The following is a 19,749-nucleotide window of genomic DNA, read 5'->3' as shown; positions in this document are numbered from 1 at the left end:
GAAGACCCCAACACCTTCGCAATCGATGGAAAATCTCGGCGAGCATAACGTAGAGGGTCGGTCAAAGTCATTAGGCGCAAGCAGTTACGGGTCGCAACACGTGCTCCACACACGCCTTACAGAACGTACACTCATAGGAGTACTGCGTGCCTCACGTGAGTCAGGCGGCGAGTTCATATTGCAGTGATTGCATTGCGGCCGAGGTTTTAGAATGGAGAGCCTGTGTCTAATGAAAAAAATGACCACCACCCTTTCCGATCAGGCGGAATAGTGGTTCTGCGGATGGTCGCGTGGGAACCGACTTCACGCCGGCGTGCAGGCGATGCGTCCCGCCCGGATAGGAAAGGGGATTGAGCCTCCGTTTGGTCCGATTCCTGCTGAATGCGGATCGAGAGCGTGAGGTTGATGCGAAAGTACTCGCGGGGATCTCTATCGGACGTCACCTGACCCCCGTCTACAGAAGTCATCATGCGAAATGTGCGCCTTTTCTATTCCTCATTGTAAGCGGTAGGCTTCTTTGCGGTCGCTGATCTTCACGACAAGGGCAATCAGTTCTTTGTCTTGAACCGTATAGACAATCCGGTAGTCGGCTTCGTGAATGCGGTACAAATCGTCTTCATCAGCGAGGTTCTTCACGCCAGGTGGACGAGGATTGTTCTGCAAGGTCTTTATGCGTTTGACGAGGCGTTTCTGAATTGCCAAGGGAAGAGATCGAAGCTGGCGTTCGGCAGGCGGGGCGAGGAGGATCGAGTGAGCCATCGACGACTATAGACCAATGTCTTTGAGGATCTTATCGAACGGCGTTGCACCCTTCTTCTTGATTTCAGCCAGGGCGGCGCGGGCATCCGCGAGATCGATCCGATCTTCTAATTCCTCCAGGAGCCGCAAGTCATCGATTGGCACTACGGCGGCAATTTCTTTTCCCCTTCGGCGCACCACCACGCGCTCTTTCCCATAAGCTGCTCTATTAATGGTATCTGCAAAGCCTTGTCTTGCCTTACTGGCGGGAAGATGTGCCATGGTGTCCTCCAGCGCATATGTCGGATGTACTATTTGACCTCGTGATATGTCTTAGCGGCCTTCAGATGGCTGACTGCACAGGAAACAAATCGGTGTCGTCTTAGAAAAGATTAAGCGCCTGCCCGACACGCGCCGCGAAATGCTTTCCCCGGATTCAATTTGTTCAAGAGTAGCCTGTCCACTTTTCTTGTTCCAATTCTTTTTCACACACCCTGGCCTTCACGCTTCAGCTTCTCGCGGCGCGCCAGCTCGGTGGCCGAGGGTTCGACCTCGCCCCCGACGGTGGCTGTCTTCACCTCGCCATCGCGCACGTACGTCGCGGCGATGAGCCCATTCGACGAGACGGAGCTGTGCGTCAGTTTGAACGCGCGCGGCTGGCTGTCGTCGCCGAACAGCCGTTTGCCCTTGCCCAGCAGCAGAGGAAAGGTGAACGTGTGGATCTCGTCGACGAGGCCGGCGGCCAGCAACGCATGCACAAGCTCTGTGCTGCCTTGGGTGAGGAGCACGGGGCCGTCTTCCTGTTTCAGTTTCGCGACATCCTTGGCGGCGTCGCGCATCGCCACTGAGCCTTTCCAGGTCAGGTCCACGCCTTTGCGCGTCGCAACGTACTTGGTGATCCGGTTGAAGGTCTTGGCGATGTCGTCGGACGGCCCGCCTTCGGCATAGGGCCAGTACGCGGCGAAGATCTCGTAGGTGCGCCGTCCGAGCAGCAGGTCGAACGGCCCGCCGAACAACTTTCCAAGTGCTTCGCCGAAAACCGGATCGTCCCCCAGTGGAGCAACCCACCCGCCGAACTTGAAGCCGCCGGTGGGGTCTTCCTCCGGTCCGCCGGGAGCCTGCATCACGCCGTCCATTGAAACCATCGCGCCGACAATCACCTTTCTCATGGCCAAATCTCCTTTCTATAAACTGGATTCAGGACTCTTTAGAAGATGAACGCTTATGAAATGCTGCGTTCGATTTATAGTCGTCCGCAATGACCATAATCGACAGCGGTGCTTGGGCATAGCTGCAGCCTGACAAATGTCGCGAAAACTGAGTTAGAGAGTCGTCTGATCAGACTGCTGGCGGGTTGGTCGGCGACGCATTAAGAATATCGTTGGTCTTCTCACGCTGAGGGCATAGGCTTATGAAAGTCTCATGAAGGTACTTGTCCTCGTTCTTGATAACTTTACTCGTATACTTCCACCCATCCAACCAAGTCACGTGCATTTGCAAATAGCCACGAAACAAATGACCCGAGCAGTCGATTGCTTTTGTTTGACATCTCGGCCCATGAAAAGCCGTCTTCTTTTTTCAATTTGAGATTCCCGTGCTTCGGATGTTTCCACTGATAGGCGGCTGTTTTCAATTTATTTCTTGTTGCATTAGTGCTGATAAACACAAATTTGGGATTGCTTCGAACCCGGTTATTCAGATCGTCGATTGAGAAACCGTGACGAAAGACAATGCTTACAGTCAACATGAAATCATCCTCCTTCAGGGATTAGACTTATGAGTGATAATCAGGATATCAGTCTCAATTTACATTCCTTTTACGGAATTCATATCCGCTTCTCATATCTGGTTCCTCTTCGACGGAATTTTGCGCTGGAGGACGGACGCCAGTTAGATAGTCAAATCGTACCGGGTAACCCTGTCCGCCGGGCTGAACGACAGTTTCAGTTTCTTGGCTTTCGATAATATTTCCTGCAGCATCTTTTCTGACGGTGATCGATTTCGTATAGGTCGTGGGTACGGTGCAACCAGCAGTTATTAATCCGAATCCAAACAAGAATGCAACAAGCAACAGTTGAGTCATAATCGAAACCTCCAATCGAGAGTATGGAATATTGGGTAATATTTATGACGCACAAAGTTCGTGATTTTAGAAGACTGTAGTCTACTTAAACAAGGTAGGTCTGCCGCGTATTACACGTATTATTGTTTTGTTCTATGGTCGTGGGTCGTGCGCGACTCACAAAGATGTGTATTTGTGTGAATCGCAGCAGCCATTTGGAGAAGAGAAGTGGCAAGTGACGATTGCGTCGGCATTGGGGTTGAAATCGACCTTCAGAAGGCAAGGGTGACCATAGAGACCTGAGAAAAGTAGCCTATCCTCTTTTCTTATTCACAAGAAAGTAACCTGTCCTTTTTCTGCCCTCCTCGTACTGATACTTCTGCGTAACTGGCTTTGTCGACTCCATCGGCGTATGCTTCCAGGCGTTTCTGTCCTTCAGCATAGGAAGATCTATTGAGAAAAGAACTTCACATTTGTCAGAAGATCAACGAAGTGTCGGAAGGAGACCACATGCCGCACGCCAATAAGACAAACACATCCGCGAAAATGTTTGTGGCGGTCGTGGGCGGTTTCATCATCACGCTTCAGGTCATGAACGCGTGGGGTGAAAAACCTAAGTCCATAGATGTGGTGGATAAGACCGGCGTGGATGTCCTCTGCAAAGGAAAGGGTGCGTATACCGGACCGACTACTTTAAGCAACTTCTCCTCATGCATGTACAACGACGGTTCAAGCGTGACCTGCGAAAACAAGCGAGACGGCAAGTGCACAAGTACTTCCCCGAAAGCTCAGGCGCAAAACCCGACCAAGACTGTTCCTCAGGGTCAGCTCATGCCAGCACAAAGGAAATAGAAGCGGTGAGGAGGCGGCACAAATGCGGAAGCATATATTGCGGGTTGCAGTTCGTCTAATCACTCTTGGCCTGTTTTCGTTCGGCACCGTGTCAGCCTACGCCGGCGGCGCAGAGCCGGCAACGACTGATGTTGCAGGAACCTGGGCTATGTCGACCCGCACGGCTCCTTTCCAACTCTCCCTTTTTATCGATGCGACCAACCACGTCGTGGGATCCTTTACGGCGTCGCCCGGATTTGTAGGTGCGGGCACTTTGCACGGCCGCATGGTTAGCAAATATATCGTGTTCACATTGATCCAAGCTAACGGCGCAAGGGGTGACGGGGTCCTGGAAATCATACCGGTCCGGACGACTGCCGGCTTCGGCTACCAACTCGTGGGACCTGTCAAACTTGACGACGATTCACGTCCAATCGACAACTGGAGCTCGACGAAAAAACTCTCGTCACAGGACTTCGCGACGGCTAAAAATGATGTCGATATATACAACGGCCCCGGCGGCAATTTTCGCGTGGTCGGTATGATGCGCAAGGGCGCCACTGCACCCGTGATTGAACACCATCCTCATGGATGGTGTAAATTGCAAGGCGTGTTGCCCGGCGGTGACGGGTGGGTCGCCGACGATCACCTGAGTGCTTGTCGATAGTTCGGGCTTTTCGTAGATTCATTCGCCCTGTTTCTAGGAGAAATAGGGGGCAGCAATTGTCTTGAACATCAAGCCGGTTGCTGCCCCCTTCTTGGCTGCGAACATGCGCATGTGGCGCTCGTTCTTACCACGCTCTTACTGCGCTGTGTCCTTCTGGAATTCTCTTCGTCACGGTCTGACCCGTACAGCGAAAAGTCCGGAGATGAAGGGCGGGTGGATGATTGTGAAGCAGGGATTGTTGGCCCGTCACGAGTTGGAGAGGGTGGCTCCTGACATGTCTAACGTCCAGAAAAAAGTAGGCCAGCGTCTGGGATATCCCGTGCGCTGATAGGGAGGGCTGGGGTGATATGAGGGGACATGTGGTGGTAGTCATGCTCACTTTGGCCGCAGCAGCATTCCCCTTGGATGGAAACGCGCAAGTCCAGTTGCATCGATGTCGAACGATTGATCAACCGGGCTCGTATAGACTGGCAGCCAATCTGACGGCCGAGGGCACTTGCCTTGCGGTGAGCGCAGATGGCGTCACCATCGATCTCAATGGGTTTGCGATCGTTGGAAACGGGAGCGGGACCGGAATCCTGGGTGTGCAGAGAGGTGCGGGCATTCCGCCAGCGCGGACCGCGGTGAGCAACGGCGACATTTCGAACTTCGCCCAAGCGATAAACCTGAGCGGCACTGTCGAACGCCTGCGCGTCACATCCAATGCCAGTGGAATACTGGTCGGCGTCGGAATCGTGCAGGACAATATCGTACAATTCAACGGCTCTATGGGAATTCAGATTGCGTCCGGCATCGTGTCCGGCAATCTGCTGATCAGGAATGGCACGGCCATTTTGGTTCAGGAGGCGGGGGTCATTCGCAATAACCAGGCTGTCGGCAACAAGATCGGAATCGACGTGGCGGGCAGGGGCAGCACGTTGATCGGCAACATCGCCGACGGGAATGATCAGATCGGCTTCCGAGTCACTTGCCCGTCCAACCTGAATAATAACGCTGCGACCGGCAATGCCAGTAATCTCGTCCTAAGAGGCGCGGGTTGCCGCGACGAAGGCAACCTATTCAGCCAGCCAGAGCCTTAGGGGTTGGCCCGCCACTCGCCGCGACATGTGTGATTACAAGACCTGACCCCATAATTTTCTTTTCTTATGTAGTCCGTCACCGGCATTCAGTCTTCCACACCCACACCGACTACAATTAGAACCGCGTAGTCCTGCTTCGTGCAGCCCTCAACCGGAGGCATTGCTCCCCCTGGCGCAACTGGAAACGCAGTCTTCTTGGCGTTTGCCGGCGAGCACGAACCGCCAGCCGTTGCCGGTGTATAGCGAGCCGAGCGGCAGGCCAGGTGCGTCACGTCGTACAGCGTCGCGCCCTTATCGAGCTCCCAGCGCCTGTCGCCATTCTTGTCGGGGGGATGAATGGTCAGCACAGCTGTCACATCGCGAGCACCCGTGACCATGTATTTGCTGGGAGGCAGTGGAAAGGTCGGCTGCTCCATGATCAGGCCGTGTTCCTCCAGCCACCAGTCCGTGCCTTCGAATTTCCAATGCGCTGGGGCGACGCCACCTGCATCCTTCAACCGTTTATAGCTGCTTAGCTCGACGCCCCGAGGACCCGGGTCCAGAGGCCACAAACCCCACGATTGCGCGCCGCCCCCGGAGGTCGCACCTGGATCGCCCAACGCCGCGATGTACTGCGTCGATTTACGCTGGAATTTCGTCTGACCTCCGTCTGCGGCATGGGCTTGGCTTCGACTCAGATTGAATGAGGGGAGCACGAACGAACCAAGCAGAAAGAGAGCCAGGATGAGCAGAGAGAACGTAGAACGAGCAGAAGAGCCGCCATCTTTTTCTATCATCTTTGCACCTGCGTCTCGTCGCCGAATTATGCGTGGGTTCCACACCAGGGCATGAGCGCTTCGCAGGGAGGTCAATTGTAGGCTGCATGGCGTCGGATTCGCAACAGGGAGGAGACGCCAAAGAGTGTTTCGCAGGGTCTATCGCGCTGTGAGGGGTGATGAGCGGAGACGGGGAGCTAGAAACGAATGGCCTTGCCACGTCCTGCAAAATGTTGGATCGCAAGACCTGACCCCCTTAGCAGGCAGACTCGATTCACTATCTTCTTTCGTCTATCCGTTCTACTTCAATAATTGCATCGGCAGGAATTGTATTCCTGTCACCTTCAAGGCATGCGTTACAGGTTAGGCATGGTTCACCGTGAGATGTGCACCAAAGGTAGGAGAGAGCAACTCCGACAAGGTCATCTCTGCGACATTGATCCTGGAACTTTACGATGCAGGGAACGCTCTCTGTTTGGAACTTACCAAGTAGGTCTCGCTGATTGTGTATTTTAAATGACTCGCAAAGATCCTCGATTGTTTCTGGCGCAGATAGATAGTCCACTCCGTCAAAACGTGCATGATCCGCAATCGCGTCGCGGATTAAAACTGCATGCGGGCCTCCGTCAAAAACGTTGTGCATTCTGTTTCTAAAACGAACGCTGCTTTCATGATGATCTTGGGTTTCAACTTGTGCACGAAAGGACTGCCACTGTTCTTCGCTGACCCAATCTCGCGCCAGATCAAAAAGATCTTGCCATATCTGCGGGATTCTTTGTTGCAGAGATATAAGACCAACAGTGCGAATGGTTTCTGGGTCCACAACTCGAGTCCCATGAAACCAGCACACTATGTCAGGGTTACGTAGAATAGCCCCTTTGTCCTGCAGTAGATAAGGAAGGAGTTCTCGTAGATGTCGATGGTCATCAGGATGTTCATTGACGTAGGCATTACAGTCGAATGTCTTGACGAACTCTCGAATCGCTTCACCGTTTATGCCAACGATCGTACTCAGGGATGCAATTGTCGATTCAATGCTCGAGCAGTCTAGGATTGTTGGCAAGTTAGCCGCGTTCGCTATGTGGTGATCACAAGTTCTTCAAATTGTTTTCTGCTGTCAGGATCCGCTGATATCGGGCTGAATCTGGAGACAGTCCGCATTTGAAAGCCTCTTCCTTGGTAAAGGTTACGGACCGATTGGTGGTTCGCATTTGTCGATACAATAATTGCACCCCTATCACGAGCACGAGAAAGAGCATCTGCAAGACGAATCTGATCGCTCCACGAAAACAGAGTCTCGTTATACTTTAGAAACCCGTTAATGTTATGCCGTACTGTATATGGTGGATCTGCAAATATGAAATCGTTTTGCGTGGCGCAGTTGATTAGCGGAGCAAAATCTGATTCCTTAATTTCGGCTTTTTCCAGGGCTTGTGCCATCTCATTGAAGTTGTCATCGTCAAAAATAATCGTATCCCGCGTGCCTACTGGCACGTTGAACCGTCCCTTTCTGTTAACACGGAATATTCCATTGAAACAGGTTCGATTGAGATAGATTAACCTTGCCGCTCGTTGGGTGTTTATCTTCAGTGTTTGCTCACGGAGCAAATAGTAGTATGACTCTGTGTGAGCCTCTTCGTGTCCTTCGAGCAACCGCTCGACTTCTAGCCAATCATCCTTGATTCCCTGGAAGCTAGCTACTAGCTCTGGATTTAAATCTCCGAGGATGGCTCGTCGTGGTTTCAGGTGGAAAAATACCGAACCACTTCCAAGAAAAGGCTCAATGTAAGTGTTAAATGAGCTTGGAAGGATGCTGGAGTGGTACTGAATGAACCAGCGCTTACCTCCTGGCCACTTTAGAAACGGTCTAACGGTCGGCATACATTGGGTTTATTGTTGTGACAGACTGAGAAGTCTCTCTCTGATCTGGAGATCCAGTATGGCCCTCCTGGTGGAGGTCGAAACCATGCCTTCCCAATCTGTAGAGCCATCAATTATCGATTGTCGAATGATGTGGCCAGAGTATTTCTTCTCACTTCGCTCCCACAGCACTCCTACTTTGTATCCAATCCTCTCTAGTTCTTTTATCTTATGACGATTCCAGTCGTCGTAAATGGTGGTAAGGCAAGGTATTGATGTCGGTAGGAAATCAGGTAGACGTTCAGGCTGATCGATGGGAAAGGGAATGAAGCCAAAATCGTCTGTATTCTTGGCGCAGTCTAGAAGGATCTCTCGAAGTATCATCATGCGTTCATAGTACGTTAGAGGGTTATCCAAGGTGTTCGCTCTGTGTTTAGCTACAGTGCAGGGTAAGTGCTCTCGGATATCCGGCCTAGCAATTCCGATCCATAAGAACTCACATAACTCCATCGCCTTCAATATATATTCTTGGTGTCCAAGATGAGGAAGTTGAAACCGACCATGAACACAGCCGACAGAATACATTTTCATAGTGTCGAACTTATGTTAGTGCACTTTAACACGGGGATTATTCCCCTTCTTGACTATTCCTATCTGGCACGATTGTTCGAACCCGTTCTGTTGCATGATCTGAAGCAGCTTGCTGGTGTTATCCTTATTAACGATGCAGAGCAAAGGACCAGAGGTTTCAGCTGCATATGTTTTCTTTCTGTCTAGTGAACTTCCCTGAAAGCTCCAGTCGCAATAATCGTCGAAGTCTTCCTCGTTTCTGCGAGCCGAGCAATTGCCCGAAGTGTGCGCTATGGCAGCGTCAAGCTCTTTCATGAATGGAAGAGAAGCGAAACTTACTTCCACCGTACAGATTTGAGCATAAGCCAGGATTATGAGGTGACCTAGCAGGCCAAATCCTGAGATGTCAGTAGTTCCACGAATGCAACTATCTAACAGTGCATGCCGAATTGGCCGATGGTCGACCTGCAGTGTGTGCTCACTCTTCAAAATCAGTGACCTATCCTCGCGGAGCCATGCATCGTGACAGACTGTGCCGGCACCGAGTGGCTTCGTGAGAACGAGATCATATTCAAGACTTTTTCTCATGGCGGGGAACAACTTATTCCTTCTTCCCACAACCGAGAGGGTAATCTCTATCAAGGAAGACTGGTATGTATGGGCCTTAGTAAGTCCTACCCCTGCTACCGAAAGAGTTTTCCGGATCGATTGAGCGAGACTAGCCCCATCACCAGACTTAACGGCGGAATGGTCGAGTCCAAGCGAAAAGTTAGCATCAGTCGGAGTTGCTCCAGATGCGTATATATCGCCGAAGGCATGTGTGACCGCAACCTTACCGAGCACTTCGGGTGTTCGAGTCATTGCCGTAATGGTATCGATAGTGGAAACAAGCCGTGAATTGAAATTGAGGGGCCCTGAGTCGCCGGACAAAGCGGCAAACCCATTCGGAGCAGAAAGATCGAGAACATTAACCAAATCAGTGGCACGCAGCTTCGAGCTACAACCTGACTCGCCCGTTGACGGAAGCTTGAGCGCCATAGATATTCAACGTTATTACTTGATCGGGAACCTAAAATCCCATGCAAGGGAATCGACCCAGAGCTTTTCAAAGTACTCTCGGAATGGATAATAAAACGATTCTACATTCCGCGTGTGGGTGAAGTTTTTGAGGTGCAATTGAGGAAGCTGAGAGCCATCGCCTTCACCTATAACGTTGTAGCTGAGTAAGCACAATTCATCATTAATAAACATTATTCTAAATAATTGAAGATCACGATTTGTCACGCTCGGATAGAATCGGACTTCGATATTCATGCCCCTATCTAACTTGAAGCTAGCCAGCCGTTCCAGAGATTCCTGCACTCGTTTTTTATACTCTTTAGGGTTCACATTCTTCTGTTTGGCGGCACCAATCAAGAGAGGGTTGTCCGGCTTGGTGAGAAGAAAACGGATTGGAGTGCCTAGACGGTTGCACCTTGTTATCGCGCCTTCAAACGCTTTCGATGATGTGAGTTTTGATGCGCCTATGCCCAAGAACTCGAACTGATTTGTGCACAAGGTGAGCGCTGTATCATAATCCAAACCTTTACGAACGCTCTGATCAAGTTTCAGCAACCCGAATCTTGAAAATTGATTCAGCTCTTTCCAAAGAAAAAGCGATAGCAGTCCTCCGGTCGCGAGCGCAAATAGCGTAGGATTTGGTCCAGAGAAGTATGCATAAAGAATGTTGGATAGGAACCACGTAATCCAGGATCCGGAAATGAAAATCCTGCTCGAATATTTCCGCTTGCCGTATAGGAACTCCGAAGCCGGCTTAGCCAGCCAATTTAGAAATGAAAGAAAAACTGCAAATATCGCATTGGAGACGATCCCTATCAAGATTTCATGTCCAACGCCAGCACTAAGATCCATATTTTCGATCGATTTCCTCTCTTGCGATTAGTACCGACCAGTTTTCAAACTCGGTTGAACGGCAAACTATATCGTCGATAGTTTCAAACTTGGGATCCATTAAAAAGCCCCTCTCTCCTATTTCGAAGTCGCGAGAATGCAGCTGTACGTCATAGACAATTCCCAAGTGCTGCTTACTCACCTCCTTAGAGTCATCATATAGAAGACCTCGAAAGGAAATGGCTGGATCCGGTTTAACTCTTAATTCTTCACGCAATTCTCGAATGATATAAGTGAATACTTGATCTGGTTCTGTTTGATTAAACAATGGCGCGAAGTCGTCTTCATTTAGATGTCCGCCAAAGCCAATCGAATAGTATCCGTGCAGCCTAGACTCAGGCAGCCTTTTTGTCCGCTTGTATGTGAGATATTCATTCTTGAATCGGACAACATAAAACGACACGAGCTGTATGACACTCTGGTCCTCTTCGGCTTGGCGTCTTCTCATTGGATAGCACTCACCGAATAGACTCTGTGAATCTACGCGCCGAATGTTGAGGCCGATCTTGTTTATATATTTTTCGAGCGACGTAGCTGGAAATACCATAATGTCTTCATCAAAGAGCGCTCTTGTATACCTAGGAGCCACGTGTTCACGTATTTGTGTCTCCCATTCACGCAGAGCGAATTTTCCTGCTGCCGAACGCATAAACAACGACTTCGATTGCTTTTTCAAGATGTCGGTCGACAGCTTGGATTTCATTGTCTGCCAAGGTGTGTTTCCACGTGTATCGAGTTGATGCCTATCTCTCGCGATTGAAACAATCTCACGTGCGGAAAGTGGTTTTCCGTGTACAGAGAGCACTTGATAGGCAGCTTTTAAAAAATCACCCATGACAGTGGTTAGGGGTTTCTATTAGCTGAAGAATTGGCCAATTATCTTGATTTTGCAGTCAGGAAGCAATGACTCAGACTCATTCTTTGGTGGCACTTAATCCGCTCCTCCAACGTGTCAGATTCTCAACTCTCATAACTAAATCACCTATAAGAAATCAATTGCTGACTTCCTTTCTCTCGATGATGAGAGAGGTCCTGTTATATTCGCGGCATTGGGCCGTATGTCTCCGTGAGGGGGATTGGCCCAGCATTACCGGAGGAGCGAGGCCTTGTTTTTCCCTTCCTTGATTGATGGGGTGGAGCCCCCCGCTACTTTTGCGGCCGTTTGGCCTTGGGTTTCCGCCGTTAACGAAGTGGAGCGACCCGCGTAGCGAGTGGCACATATGTTTGATGGTCCGTTCAAGCGTGTTTCGAAAGGACCGAGTTTATGGGCCAAGCGAACACGAGGCGAAACGGCGGCCAACAAGACCAGGGTCTAGCGAAAGCAGCGGGGCCTCCCAATTCAGCCTCACTTGCTTCTCCAATCCCCCCTACAATATCTGTTTCCTGGGCTAACCATTTGGTTTTCTAGCGTATTCTCGTCTTTATTCCCAGGTCGAGGGGGAGATTTTATACCGGTATGCGCATCGAGTATTCGAAAGGTGACTGGGCCTCCAAAGAGCTGATCCAGTTCCATCGAAGCCCCATTCGAGTCCCGCGGCTGGAAGGATAGACGGGTCGCCGGTGAAGTGCTAGGATCGCCTTTATGCTGATTACAACAGGAAAGGTTGTCGGAGGCACGATCAAGGTCGATGCCGAAAGTTTTCCAGAGGGTACTGTTGTGACGGTGCTTGCTCCAGAGGGCGATGAAACCTTCGCGCTCGATCCTGAAGAAGAGATCAAGCTGATTGCTGCAATTGCCGAGGCGAGACGACCAGCACGTCTCAGCTCCTAAAGCAGATCCGCCGATCGTGAGCGGTCCGTTTCCAGTCCGGATCGTCGCGAGCGCTGCCCGCGCCATTCTCGAAGCTGCCGAATGGTGGACCGCTAATCGTCCCAAAGCTCCCGATGCATTCGCTGTGGAGCTTGAGCGCGCATATCAACTCCTTGCCTCCCAACCAGCGTTCGTAGCGCAGACTCGAAATATCAAACTCGCCGGTGTCCGTCGCATTCACCTTCCTCGTGTCCAGTACTATCTTTACTACCGTATGGTGTCCGAACCTACGACGGTCGAGATCCTTGCTCTGTGGCACACGGAGCGTGATACCGCACCCAAACTGTCGTAGGATCGTTTTCCGATCGTGCGTGAGTCACGGCTACTTTCGCGGCCATTGTCGCTGTTGTTTACCATTCCATGTCTCTCATTCTCCCAAATTATTGAAGGGGTAAGCAGGCTGTTTCTTCTCACGTCCTGTACATGCGAGTAAGCCTTCGTTGCCTGAGGGATCATTGGTTTTGTGTTTTCACCATTTTCGCTTCCCCTTCATTTCCTAGAGGGGCTGCCCTCGGATTGAACCAGCATTACCGGAGGAGCGAGGTATCTTCCGAGGCTTGGCCGGGAAGGAAAGCTGGAGCTGACCGAGGAAGCACTGTTCTCTTCTGATTTATTTTACGGCAAAGAGGGAATAAAGAGACTGTCAGCGGGCGACGATATTAATCTGAGCGGAGTAACCGAGTTGGGCGAGGAGTTGCTCGCAGTCTTCCCAGGCAAGCCCAAATGTCCGAACATCTGCGGTGCCGATTCTGGCAATGGCATTGCGAATGGTCGTCATCTGAGCCGGGTCAAAGTCTTCCTCCATCAGTGCCAATTCCGCCCAATCGACAAGAGCGGCCAACGACAAGTCGTGACGCAGGTAAGCTCCAAGCTTTTCTGCAACTGACTCACGGGTTACGATTGACATGACGGCTATACCTTTCGATGCCTCAAGCCTACCGGATACTTATGATGGACCTCAACCAATTGTCCGATTTCGTTATACACTTCCTGATAAAATCGGACCGTCACTTCTTTTGCATTCACCTCTTTGACATATCGAACTTTCCAGCCAAATCGACTTGAGACATCGAGCCAATACCGCCTTTGTCCGTCAGGCAGGTCTTCCCAACATTCGAATTTCCGCTCGTTCTGTTCTCTTGCGCTCAGGTTGGCAATCCTCTTGAATTTGCTTTGAGCTGTCAATGGTTAGACCGGGAGCTTAAAGGCTACAAAGGGAAGCTAGTTGTATGCGGTTTTCGGGTGGCAATCGCCTGGGCACTCTCACGCATGCAGCGGGGGGCCTCAAACCGGGTGGAGTGCATCCCGCTCTTCGTCCTCCCTCTCCCGTGTGCGTTGTGTGTAGCGGGGAAGAGCTGGCTACCTGAGCGCCCTTGGGTCTTGTGTTTCTGCTGTTGTGGAACTCGTGCGGCCTGCTAGGCAGGTGACAGCGATCTTTTTCGCTCTCCTCAAGATTATTGATACGGGGAGAAGACCACTGTCGGACTGGCTGTTCCAGCCAAGTCGGTTTCAGCCAGTCTGCCCATTTTGGGTGACGTTTGTCTGGGCGCCCTGACGCACGGAGCGGGGTCCCTACACCGGGCGGGGTGCGAGTACGTCAGGGCTGGCAAACGGCAGGACCCGAAAAGCGTCTGGGGCAGACTGGCTGTCACTTGCAACTCCTTCCTCACCCCCCGTACAATGTCTTTCTTTAAGCCTAACCCCTTGGCTTTATTTCTCATTCTTGTGTTATTCACAGAGCCCGAGGGGGGAGAACTAATCCGGTATGCGGATTGAGTATTCCAAGGGTCAGCGGGCCTCCGACGAGCTGATCCAACTCCAGCGCAAAACTTCCTTCGAGACCAGCGGCCGGAAGATGAAGGTGATGCTGATCTTCCCGCCCGATTGGTATCCGTCCGAACCCTACCTCAGCCTCCCGTCCCTCACCGCCGTCCTCCGGAAAGCCGGCCATACCGTCATCCAGAAAGACGTGAACCTCGAGATGTGGGACTGGTACTTCAGCGAGGACTTTTTGAAGAAGGTCCTCCGCCGGGTCCCGCAGCAGCTCGACCGGCTTAGAAAACTTTCCAAGAAACGGGAGCTGACCAACGGCGAGATGGATGTGCAGATGGCGCTGTGTGAGGTGACGCGGCAGCGAATCGATGAGCTGATCAAGAAAGCGGAGCAGGCAAAGCGGATCGTTCGTGGACAGGATAATTTCTACGATATCGACAAGTTAGAATGGTCTATTCAAGTCTTCCGTGAAATCACGTCAGTCATTTCTTTGGTCTACGCGCCGGCCCGGATCTGCATGCCTCCGATGGAGACTGATCTGTCCTATAAAGTCTTTGCGTCGAACGAAGTCATCGATGCCGTCCAGGACGAGCAAGTGAACGTCTACCGCGACGTGTTCAATCACATCGTCAAGCCGGCGATCGAGGCCGAGAAACCTGATGTGATCGGGGTCTCGATTGTCCTGCAGCAGCAGATCTTCTCAACCATGACGTTCTGCGCGCTGATCAAGCAGCACTTTCCCAATATCCACATCACGATTGGTGGCAATACCGTGACGCGGCTGCGTGATGTGCTGCCCGAATCGCCGCTGTTCCAGTATTTCGACAGCGCCGTAGTCTATGAAGGGGAGACGGCGTTCGTGCAATTGGTCGGCGCGGTGGGCGCCAAGATGGATCTCTCCCAGGTGCCTAACACCATTTACAAGGACGACAAGGGCGTTCATGTCTCCGCCCTCAGCTATGCCGAAGATATGGCGGAGCTTCCGCCTCCGGATTTCGACGGCTTGCCGCTGGAAAAGTATTTCGTGCCGACGAGGACGCTCCCGTACCTGGCCACGCGCGGGTGCTATTGGGGCCGCTGCGAATTCTGCGACCACGGCGAGGGCTATACAGCCGGGTACCGCTCGAAGAAGATCCAGGACGTGCTGGCGGAGATCAAGCATCTGCGCGACAAGTACGGCGCCCGGCATTTTCATTTCACCGACGAGTCGTATCCTCCGGCTCTGTTCCGCAAGTTGGCCCGCGGGCTGGTCGATACCCAGATGGGTATCTATTGGACGACGCACATGCGGTTCGAGAAGAGCCTCTTGGAAGATACCGTCTGGCAGGATGCCAAGGAATCAGGCTGCCGCTATCTTCACTTCGGCTATGAGTCAGGCGTCGAGCGGGTGCTCCAGTTGATGGACAAGGCGACGACGACGGAAATCATGACGAAACACTTGAAGTATACAGCTGAAGCCGGCATCTGGAATCACTGTATGGGCTTTTTCGGATTCCCCGGCGAAACGAAAGACGAAGCCTGGCAATCGGTGCAATTCCTGGAGCAGAACAAAAACTATGTCCATTCGCTCGGGTTCGGCACGTTCGATCTCGGCCGGCATAATCCGGTCGCGAAACATCCGGAGAAGTGGGGCGTGACGGCCTACAAGAACCCGGAGTGGGACCTGGCGCTCGACTACTATTTTACCGTGAAGAACGGGATGAGCATCGAAGAGGCGGAGCGGGTCTTCCAGCAGTTTGAGCAGAACCACAACCCCGGCTGGGATCTGCGACTCTATATTCGAGAATATATCTTTCTCTACATCTGCAAGTTCGGGCTCGCGAAACTCCCGGATTTGCAATATCAGGCCGCTAAGATCGCGGGCCATACGCCGACGCTGGCTGGTAAGATGTAGTGACGATGTTGAAAACCACTTCCAGCGGCGTTCTCGCATCGCTCAAAGGCTCGACGTACCGAGAAACGTACGACTCGCCTTCTCGCTCGCTGCGGCCTTGTTGGAAAGCGGTTTTGAACATCTTGGAAGACAAAGTTTAGATTGCACATCATGAGCGGACTCGTACAAATCGACGGCTTGACCCCCATCAAGAAGGAAGACCGCAAGACCTCCAAGGTCATGCTGTTATTCCCACCCGAATGGGTGCCGACCGCGCCCTATCTCGCGCTGCCGTCACTGACCGCCGTGCTTCGAGCTGCGGGCCATACCGTCATCCAACGAGACATCAACATCGAGATGTACGATCACTTCTTTACGACCGAGTTCCTTATCTGGGTGCGAGCACGCCAGGCGATGCATTTGAAGGCGCTCCAGATGAAGGAGAAACGGGGGGAGCTGACAGAGCAGGAAGGCGGTCAGCTGGCTATATTGGAGCAGGTCATGACGCTTGATGTCTTCGACCTTGCGGCTCGCGCTGAAGATGCCAAGAGTGTCGTGCGGGGACAGCACTTTTATGAAGCGGATAAACTTGAAGCTGCGCTGAATGCTTTCCGTGAAACGATGCAGTTCATTTCAGCCGCCTATTATCCGGCTTCGCTCGTGTTCTATCCGATGGAAAGCAATCTTGGCTACAGGCCCGGCGTCTCGAAGGAACTTTTTGCATGTCTCGGCGATGAACAAGTGAATGTATACCGCGACATCTGCAATCAGCTTGTGCTGCCGTCGGTGAGCAAGGAGAAGCCGAGCGTGGTCGGCATCTCGATCGGCACGCAGATGCAGCTCATCGCGGGATTTACGTTCTGCAAGATGATCAAGGAGACCTTTCCGCATGTGCACATCGTGGTCGGCGGCAATGTGATCACCAGACTACAAGAAGAGTTGCCTAACCACGAGAGGTTTTTTGGGGAAGTATTTGATTCTGCTATTCTTTATGAGGGTGAACATGCATTGCTCTGGTTGATCGAAGCGTTGAACGGCCAGCGGGATCTCGCCTCGGTGCCCAACCTGATGTATCACACGGTCGAAGGCATTCAGCAGAACAAAGAGGTCTATACAGAGAAGACGACGGCTCTACCGCTTCCCGACTTCGACGGCTTCCCGCTCGATCATTACTTCGTGCCCGAGAGGATCATTCCCTATCTTGCAACGCGCGGGTGCTACTGGGGACGTTGTACATTTTGCGATCACGGGCAGGGCTACTTCGATCAATACCGCGGCATGACAGCGCAGTTGGTCGTCGAGCAGGTAAAGGCGCTGCGCGACAAGTATCAGTGCCGGCACTTTCTCTTTGCCGACGAGTCCTATCCGCCGGCGCTCTTCAAGAGGGTCTCGCAGATGCTCGTGGACCAGAACGTCGGTATCAAATGGACGACGCTGATCCGGTTCGAAGAGACGCTACAAGATCAAGCCGTGTGGGACCTTGCCGCGAAGGCCGGGTGCTGCACGCTCTATTACGGCATGGAGTCGGCGAACGAGCGTGTGCTGAATCTCATGGACAAGCATGCCAAGAAGAGCGTGATCCGGAATAATCTCCATCAAGCTGCGAAGGCGGGGATCTGGAATCACGTGATGGCCTTTTATGGGTTCCCCGGCGAGACGCGGGATGAGGCGCTTGAAACCAGGCAGTTCGTCATCGACAACCAGCCGGTGATCCATTCGGTGGAGCTGTTCTACTTCGTGGCGTACCGGCACACACCGATGGTACGAAATCCGGACAAGTTCGGCATTACGATCCACAAGCAGGAAGAGTACGACCTGCCGCTGGACTACTACTACACGCTGAATGAGCCGGTCGGGATTTCATGCCTGGATGCGATGCAGCTGTGCGAAGAATTCTACAGGAACGATTTCCAGCCCTGGGCCGTGCGTGTGAACGCGCGCGAGCATGTATTCCTGTATATCTCGAAGTTCGGCACGAACAAACTACCGCAGATCTATGCGCAACGGCAGACGGTCGGATCGTCGGATAGCGTCTCGGGGTTGGTGACGTGGCCGGTTTCGATGGGCGAGGGAGAAGACGGCAAGGAGGGGATGGGGCGTGTGATGAGCCACGGAGTCGGCTCGTGAAAGGATGTTGCCTGCGGTTTTGAATTCGCCTGCGGCCTTGTGAGATGCCGTTTTGAGCATCCTTGAGAGTTACGTCGTAGGCTTATCGGACGATGCAAGAAATGCGGACAGCACAGCGTAGGCCTCTTCGATGTTCTTGGTCATCTCCTCGGCCTGCTTGTACATTTGCATGTACTTTCTCGGGTTGTTGGTGAGGTTGGCGTAGCGGGCGGGATACCACGTATGCAGCAGTTCGCGACGCTTGTAGGTGAGCTGCTTGATGGTCAGAGGCAGGGTGAGTTCGAAGAGTGCCAAAGCCTGTGCGACCGAGTCGTCGGGCGGTTCCATGGTCATCCGGAGTCTGGCGAAACCTCAGTGAGTCTGTCAACCAGCTGAAACCATCTTCATGTCCACGCAACTGCCGATTCTCCAGGCGCCTCCCATTTTCAGGAACAAGGATTACCGGGACGTCCTGATCCGCGAGTTGGACGGCGGGAAGATCCCGATCAGCCTCGGCAAGACTTGTCCGGTGAAGTGCGAATTCTGCTACGAGATCGACCATTCCTATCGCGAAACGCTCGATCCGCCGAAGACGACCGACGAGGATTGGAAGTTCATCCTCGACTATATCAACAAGAAGCCGACCGATCCGATGCAGTACTGGTGTCTCGGCGGCAACGAATATATGGAGTGGACCGACCTGTTCCTCCATCCCAAGGCGATGGAATGGGTCGAGGACTTTTTGGTCTCCACGGACAAGAACATCACGTTCTTTACGGTCGGCTACGTGCATGTGCCGAAGATCCATCAGCTTGCGGCGAAGTATCCGGGACGGATCAACTTCGAACTCTCGGTGATCACGCTCAGCGAGTACCGCCAGCGGCTCATGCCGCATGCGCCGTCGGTGAAGCACCTCTTGAAGGTCTTGGATGGACCGGCCGTGTCATCGGCAAATTTCTATTCGTTCGACGCGCACACGATGTCGAAAGACGCGGAGATGATTTCGACGGTCAATCAGAAGTGCGTGCTCTGGATGGGTTGCCTCACGCCGGTGAAAGGAATCAAGGAACCAACCGCGGATTTGATGCGGCAGGGCAGGAAGTTCCTGCCGGATGAATCGCGCCGCCTGTACGACAAGGGATTGCCGAACGTCCAGACGATCCAGACAGAGGCACCGATTACGGCGTTCATGAACCGCAAGCGCATCGTCAGCGCGTTCGATTCGCTCGAACTGGAAAAGAAAGATACCGTGGTGATGGCGAAGAGCGTCTACAAGGTGCTGAACATGTACCGGAAGAACCGTGCCAGATACCTGATGGTGCCGAACGCGACGCTGGGCGGGGATTCCGACTGTTCGGTGCTCCTGACGTTCGACGATATCGCCAGAAGAGTCACGACGCAGAAGCGCATTCACGTGCCCAAGTGTATGATGCAATCCGGCCGCGGCCTTTATACGGACATCGGCGGCGTCTCGCCGGAACAGTTCACCAGAAAAACAGGCGTGAAGGTGACGGTTCTGCACAAGATCGATACCCGACTTGCCAATAAGCTGCTGTGGAGAAACTGCCTGCTGAAGAATTATGTGGAAGATTACGTGGCGAATCCGCTAGTCCAATCCTATGAATCCCTCTCCATCCCGCCTGACGGAATGCTGTAAAAGCCTCTCAGCTTTGAT

Annotated in this window: 23 protein-coding genes; 8 read left to right on the top strand and 15 right to left on the bottom strand. The window is 52.5% G+C overall.

What is annotated here, in order from left to right:
• Nucleotides 1–206: 206 nt before the first annotated feature.
• The 6 genes from W02_RS04250 to W02_RS04225 form a co-directional block, all read right to left on the bottom strand.
• Entirely contained in the window at nucleotides 207–470 is a 264-nt protein-coding gene (locus tag W02_RS04250) for a hypothetical protein (protein WP_173045115.1), read from the bottom strand.
• A gap of 25 nt (nucleotides 471–495) precedes the next feature.
• On the bottom strand, nucleotides 496–759 hold the full coding sequence (locus W02_RS04245; protein WP_173045113.1) for a type II toxin-antitoxin system RelE/ParE family toxin: 264 nt from the start codon (nucleotides 757–759) through the stop codon (nucleotides 496–498).
• Between the two features lie 6 nt (nucleotides 760–765).
• On the bottom strand, nucleotides 766–1,020 hold the full coding sequence (locus W02_RS04240) for a type II toxin-antitoxin system Phd/YefM family antitoxin (protein ID WP_173045111.1): 255 nt from the start codon (nucleotides 1,018–1,020) through the stop codon (nucleotides 766–768).
• Nucleotides 1,021–1,223: 203 nt separating this feature from the next.
• The gene (locus W02_RS04235; RefSeq protein WP_173045109.1) at nucleotides 1,224–1,907 is read right to left on the bottom strand and encodes a dihydrofolate reductase family protein; all 684 of its coding nucleotides are present in this window, start codon (nucleotides 1,905–1,907) and stop codon (nucleotides 1,224–1,226) included.
• A gap of 284 nt (nucleotides 1,908–2,191) precedes the next feature.
• Entirely contained in the window at nucleotides 2,192–2,485 is a 294-nt protein-coding gene (locus W02_RS04230; protein ID WP_173045107.1) for a hypothetical protein, read from the bottom strand.
• Between the two features lie 54 nt (nucleotides 2,486–2,539).
• Entirely contained in the window at nucleotides 2,540–2,821 is a 282-nt protein-coding gene (locus W02_RS04225) for a hypothetical protein (RefSeq protein ID WP_173043555.1), read from the bottom strand.
• A gap of 489 nt (nucleotides 2,822–3,310) precedes the next feature.
• Here W02_RS04225 and W02_RS04220 point away from each other — a divergent pair, with 489 nt between their 5' ends.
• From W02_RS04220 to W02_RS04210, 3 genes are all read left to right on the top strand, one after another.
• A complete protein-coding gene (locus W02_RS04220; protein ID WP_173045105.1) occupies nucleotides 3,311–3,652 on the top strand; it encodes a hypothetical protein in 342 nt (113 codons plus the stop codon).
• A gap of 22 nt (nucleotides 3,653–3,674) precedes the next feature.
• Nucleotides 3,675–4,298: an SH3 domain-containing protein gene (locus W02_RS04215; RefSeq protein ID WP_173045103.1), complete on the top strand. Its 624-nt coding sequence runs from the start codon at nucleotides 3,675–3,677 to the stop codon at nucleotides 4,296–4,298.
• Nucleotides 4,299–4,669: 371 nt separating this feature from the next.
• Nucleotides 4,670–5,377: a hypothetical protein gene (locus W02_RS04210; RefSeq protein WP_173045101.1), complete on the top strand. Its 708-nt coding sequence runs from the start codon at nucleotides 4,670–4,672 to the stop codon at nucleotides 5,375–5,377.
• Between the two features lie 86 nt (nucleotides 5,378–5,463).
• Here W02_RS04210 and W02_RS04205 read toward each other — a convergent pair whose 3' ends face one another.
• The 7 genes from W02_RS04205 to W02_RS04175 all read right to left on the bottom strand — a co-directional run bounded on the left by W02_RS04205 (nucleotide 5,464) and on the right by W02_RS04175 (nucleotide 11,347).
• The gene (locus tag W02_RS04205; protein WP_173045099.1) at nucleotides 5,464–6,153 is read right to left on the bottom strand and encodes a hypothetical protein; all 690 of its coding nucleotides are present in this window, start codon (nucleotides 6,151–6,153) and stop codon (nucleotides 5,464–5,466) included.
• 256 nt (nucleotides 6,154–6,409) lie between these two features.
• Nucleotides 6,410–6,955 carry a hypothetical protein gene (locus W02_RS04200; protein ID WP_173045097.1) on the bottom strand — a complete coding sequence of 182 codons (546 nt, stop codon included), beginning with the start codon at nucleotides 6,953–6,955 and terminating at the stop codon, nucleotides 6,410–6,412.
• Nucleotides 6,956–7,209: 254 nt separating this feature from the next.
• The gene (locus tag W02_RS04195; RefSeq protein WP_173045095.1) at nucleotides 7,210–8,013 is read right to left on the bottom strand and encodes a Dam family site-specific DNA-(adenine-N6)-methyltransferase; all 804 of its coding nucleotides are present in this window, start codon (nucleotides 8,011–8,013) and stop codon (nucleotides 7,210–7,212) included.
• Between the two features lie 9 nt (nucleotides 8,014–8,022).
• Nucleotides 8,023–8,577: an adenylyltransferase/cytidyltransferase family protein gene (locus W02_RS22000; protein ID WP_370467974.1), complete on the bottom strand. Its 555-nt coding sequence runs from the start codon at nucleotides 8,575–8,577 to the stop codon at nucleotides 8,023–8,025.
• Nucleotides 8,578–8,598: 21 nt separating this feature from the next.
• Nucleotides 8,599–9,600, bottom strand: coding sequence for an AIR synthase-related protein (locus W02_RS04185; RefSeq protein WP_173045091.1), 1,002 nt, complete (start codon nucleotides 9,598–9,600; stop codon nucleotides 8,599–8,601).
• Nucleotides 9,601–9,615: 15 nt separating this feature from the next.
• On the bottom strand, nucleotides 9,616–10,473 hold the full coding sequence (locus W02_RS04180) for a hypothetical protein (RefSeq protein WP_173045089.1): 858 nt from the start codon (nucleotides 10,471–10,473) through the stop codon (nucleotides 9,616–9,618).
• Nucleotides 10,463–11,347, bottom strand: a complete 885-nt coding sequence (locus W02_RS04175) for an HTH domain-containing protein (protein WP_173045087.1) — start codon at nucleotides 11,345–11,347, stop codon at nucleotides 10,463–10,465. Before W02_RS04175 ends, W02_RS04180 begins: the two co-directional genes overlap by 11 nt.
• 747 nt (nucleotides 11,348–12,094) lie before the next feature.
• Between W02_RS04175 and W02_RS04170 the strand changes: the two genes are divergently transcribed.
• Both W02_RS04170 and W02_RS04165 read left to right on the top strand, forming a co-directional pair.
• Nucleotides 12,095–12,283 carry a hypothetical protein gene (locus W02_RS04170; RefSeq protein ID WP_173045085.1) on the top strand — a complete coding sequence of 63 codons (189 nt, stop codon included), beginning with the start codon at nucleotides 12,095–12,097 and terminating at the stop codon, nucleotides 12,281–12,283.
• Nucleotides 12,284–12,299: 16 nt separating this feature from the next.
• The gene (locus tag W02_RS04165) at nucleotides 12,300–12,614 is read left to right on the top strand and encodes a type II toxin-antitoxin system RelE/ParE family toxin (protein ID WP_173045083.1); all 315 of its coding nucleotides are present in this window, start codon (nucleotides 12,300–12,302) and stop codon (nucleotides 12,612–12,614) included.
• A 351-nt stretch (nucleotides 12,615–12,965) separates the two neighbouring features.
• Here the strand turns inward: W02_RS04165 and W02_RS04160 are convergent, their stop codons facing one another.
• The gene (locus W02_RS04160) at nucleotides 12,966–13,229 is read right to left on the bottom strand and encodes a hypothetical protein (RefSeq protein WP_173045081.1); all 264 of its coding nucleotides are present in this window, start codon (nucleotides 13,227–13,229) and stop codon (nucleotides 12,966–12,968) included.
• A gap of 858 nt (nucleotides 13,230–14,087) precedes the next feature.
• On the opposite strand from W02_RS04160, the gene W02_RS04155 reads away from it, so the two are divergent.
• On the top strand, nucleotides 14,088–15,989 hold the full coding sequence (locus tag W02_RS04155; RefSeq protein ID WP_173045079.1) for a B12-binding domain-containing radical SAM protein: 1,902 nt from the start codon (nucleotides 14,088–14,090) through the stop codon (nucleotides 15,987–15,989).
• Nucleotides 15,990–16,139: 150 nt separating this feature from the next.
• Complete coding sequence (locus tag W02_RS04150) at nucleotides 16,140–18,095, top strand: radical SAM protein (protein ID WP_173045077.1); 1,956 nt, start codon at nucleotides 16,140–16,142, stop codon at nucleotides 18,093–18,095.
• 69 nt (nucleotides 18,096–18,164) lie between these two features.
• On the opposite strand, the gene W02_RS04145 is transcribed toward W02_RS04150, so the two are convergent.
• Nucleotides 18,165–18,422, bottom strand: a complete 258-nt coding sequence (locus W02_RS04145; RefSeq protein WP_173045075.1) for a hypothetical protein — start codon at nucleotides 18,420–18,422, stop codon at nucleotides 18,165–18,167.
• Between the two features lie 58 nt (nucleotides 18,423–18,480).
• On the opposite strand from W02_RS04145, the gene W02_RS04140 reads away from it, so the two are divergent.
• Nucleotides 18,481–19,731, top strand: a complete 1,251-nt coding sequence (locus W02_RS04140; protein ID WP_173045073.1) for a hypothetical protein — start codon at nucleotides 18,481–18,483, stop codon at nucleotides 19,729–19,731.
• Nucleotides 19,732–19,749: the final 18 nt, after the last annotated feature.

Source organism: Nitrospira sp. KM1 (genome assembly GCF_011405515.1).
Classification (GTDB): domain Bacteria; phylum Nitrospirota; class Nitrospiria; order Nitrospirales; family Nitrospiraceae; genus Nitrospira_C.
The sequence above is the reverse complement of the archived record's forward strand: the minus strand, read 5'-3'. Positions and strand labels throughout refer to the sequence as shown.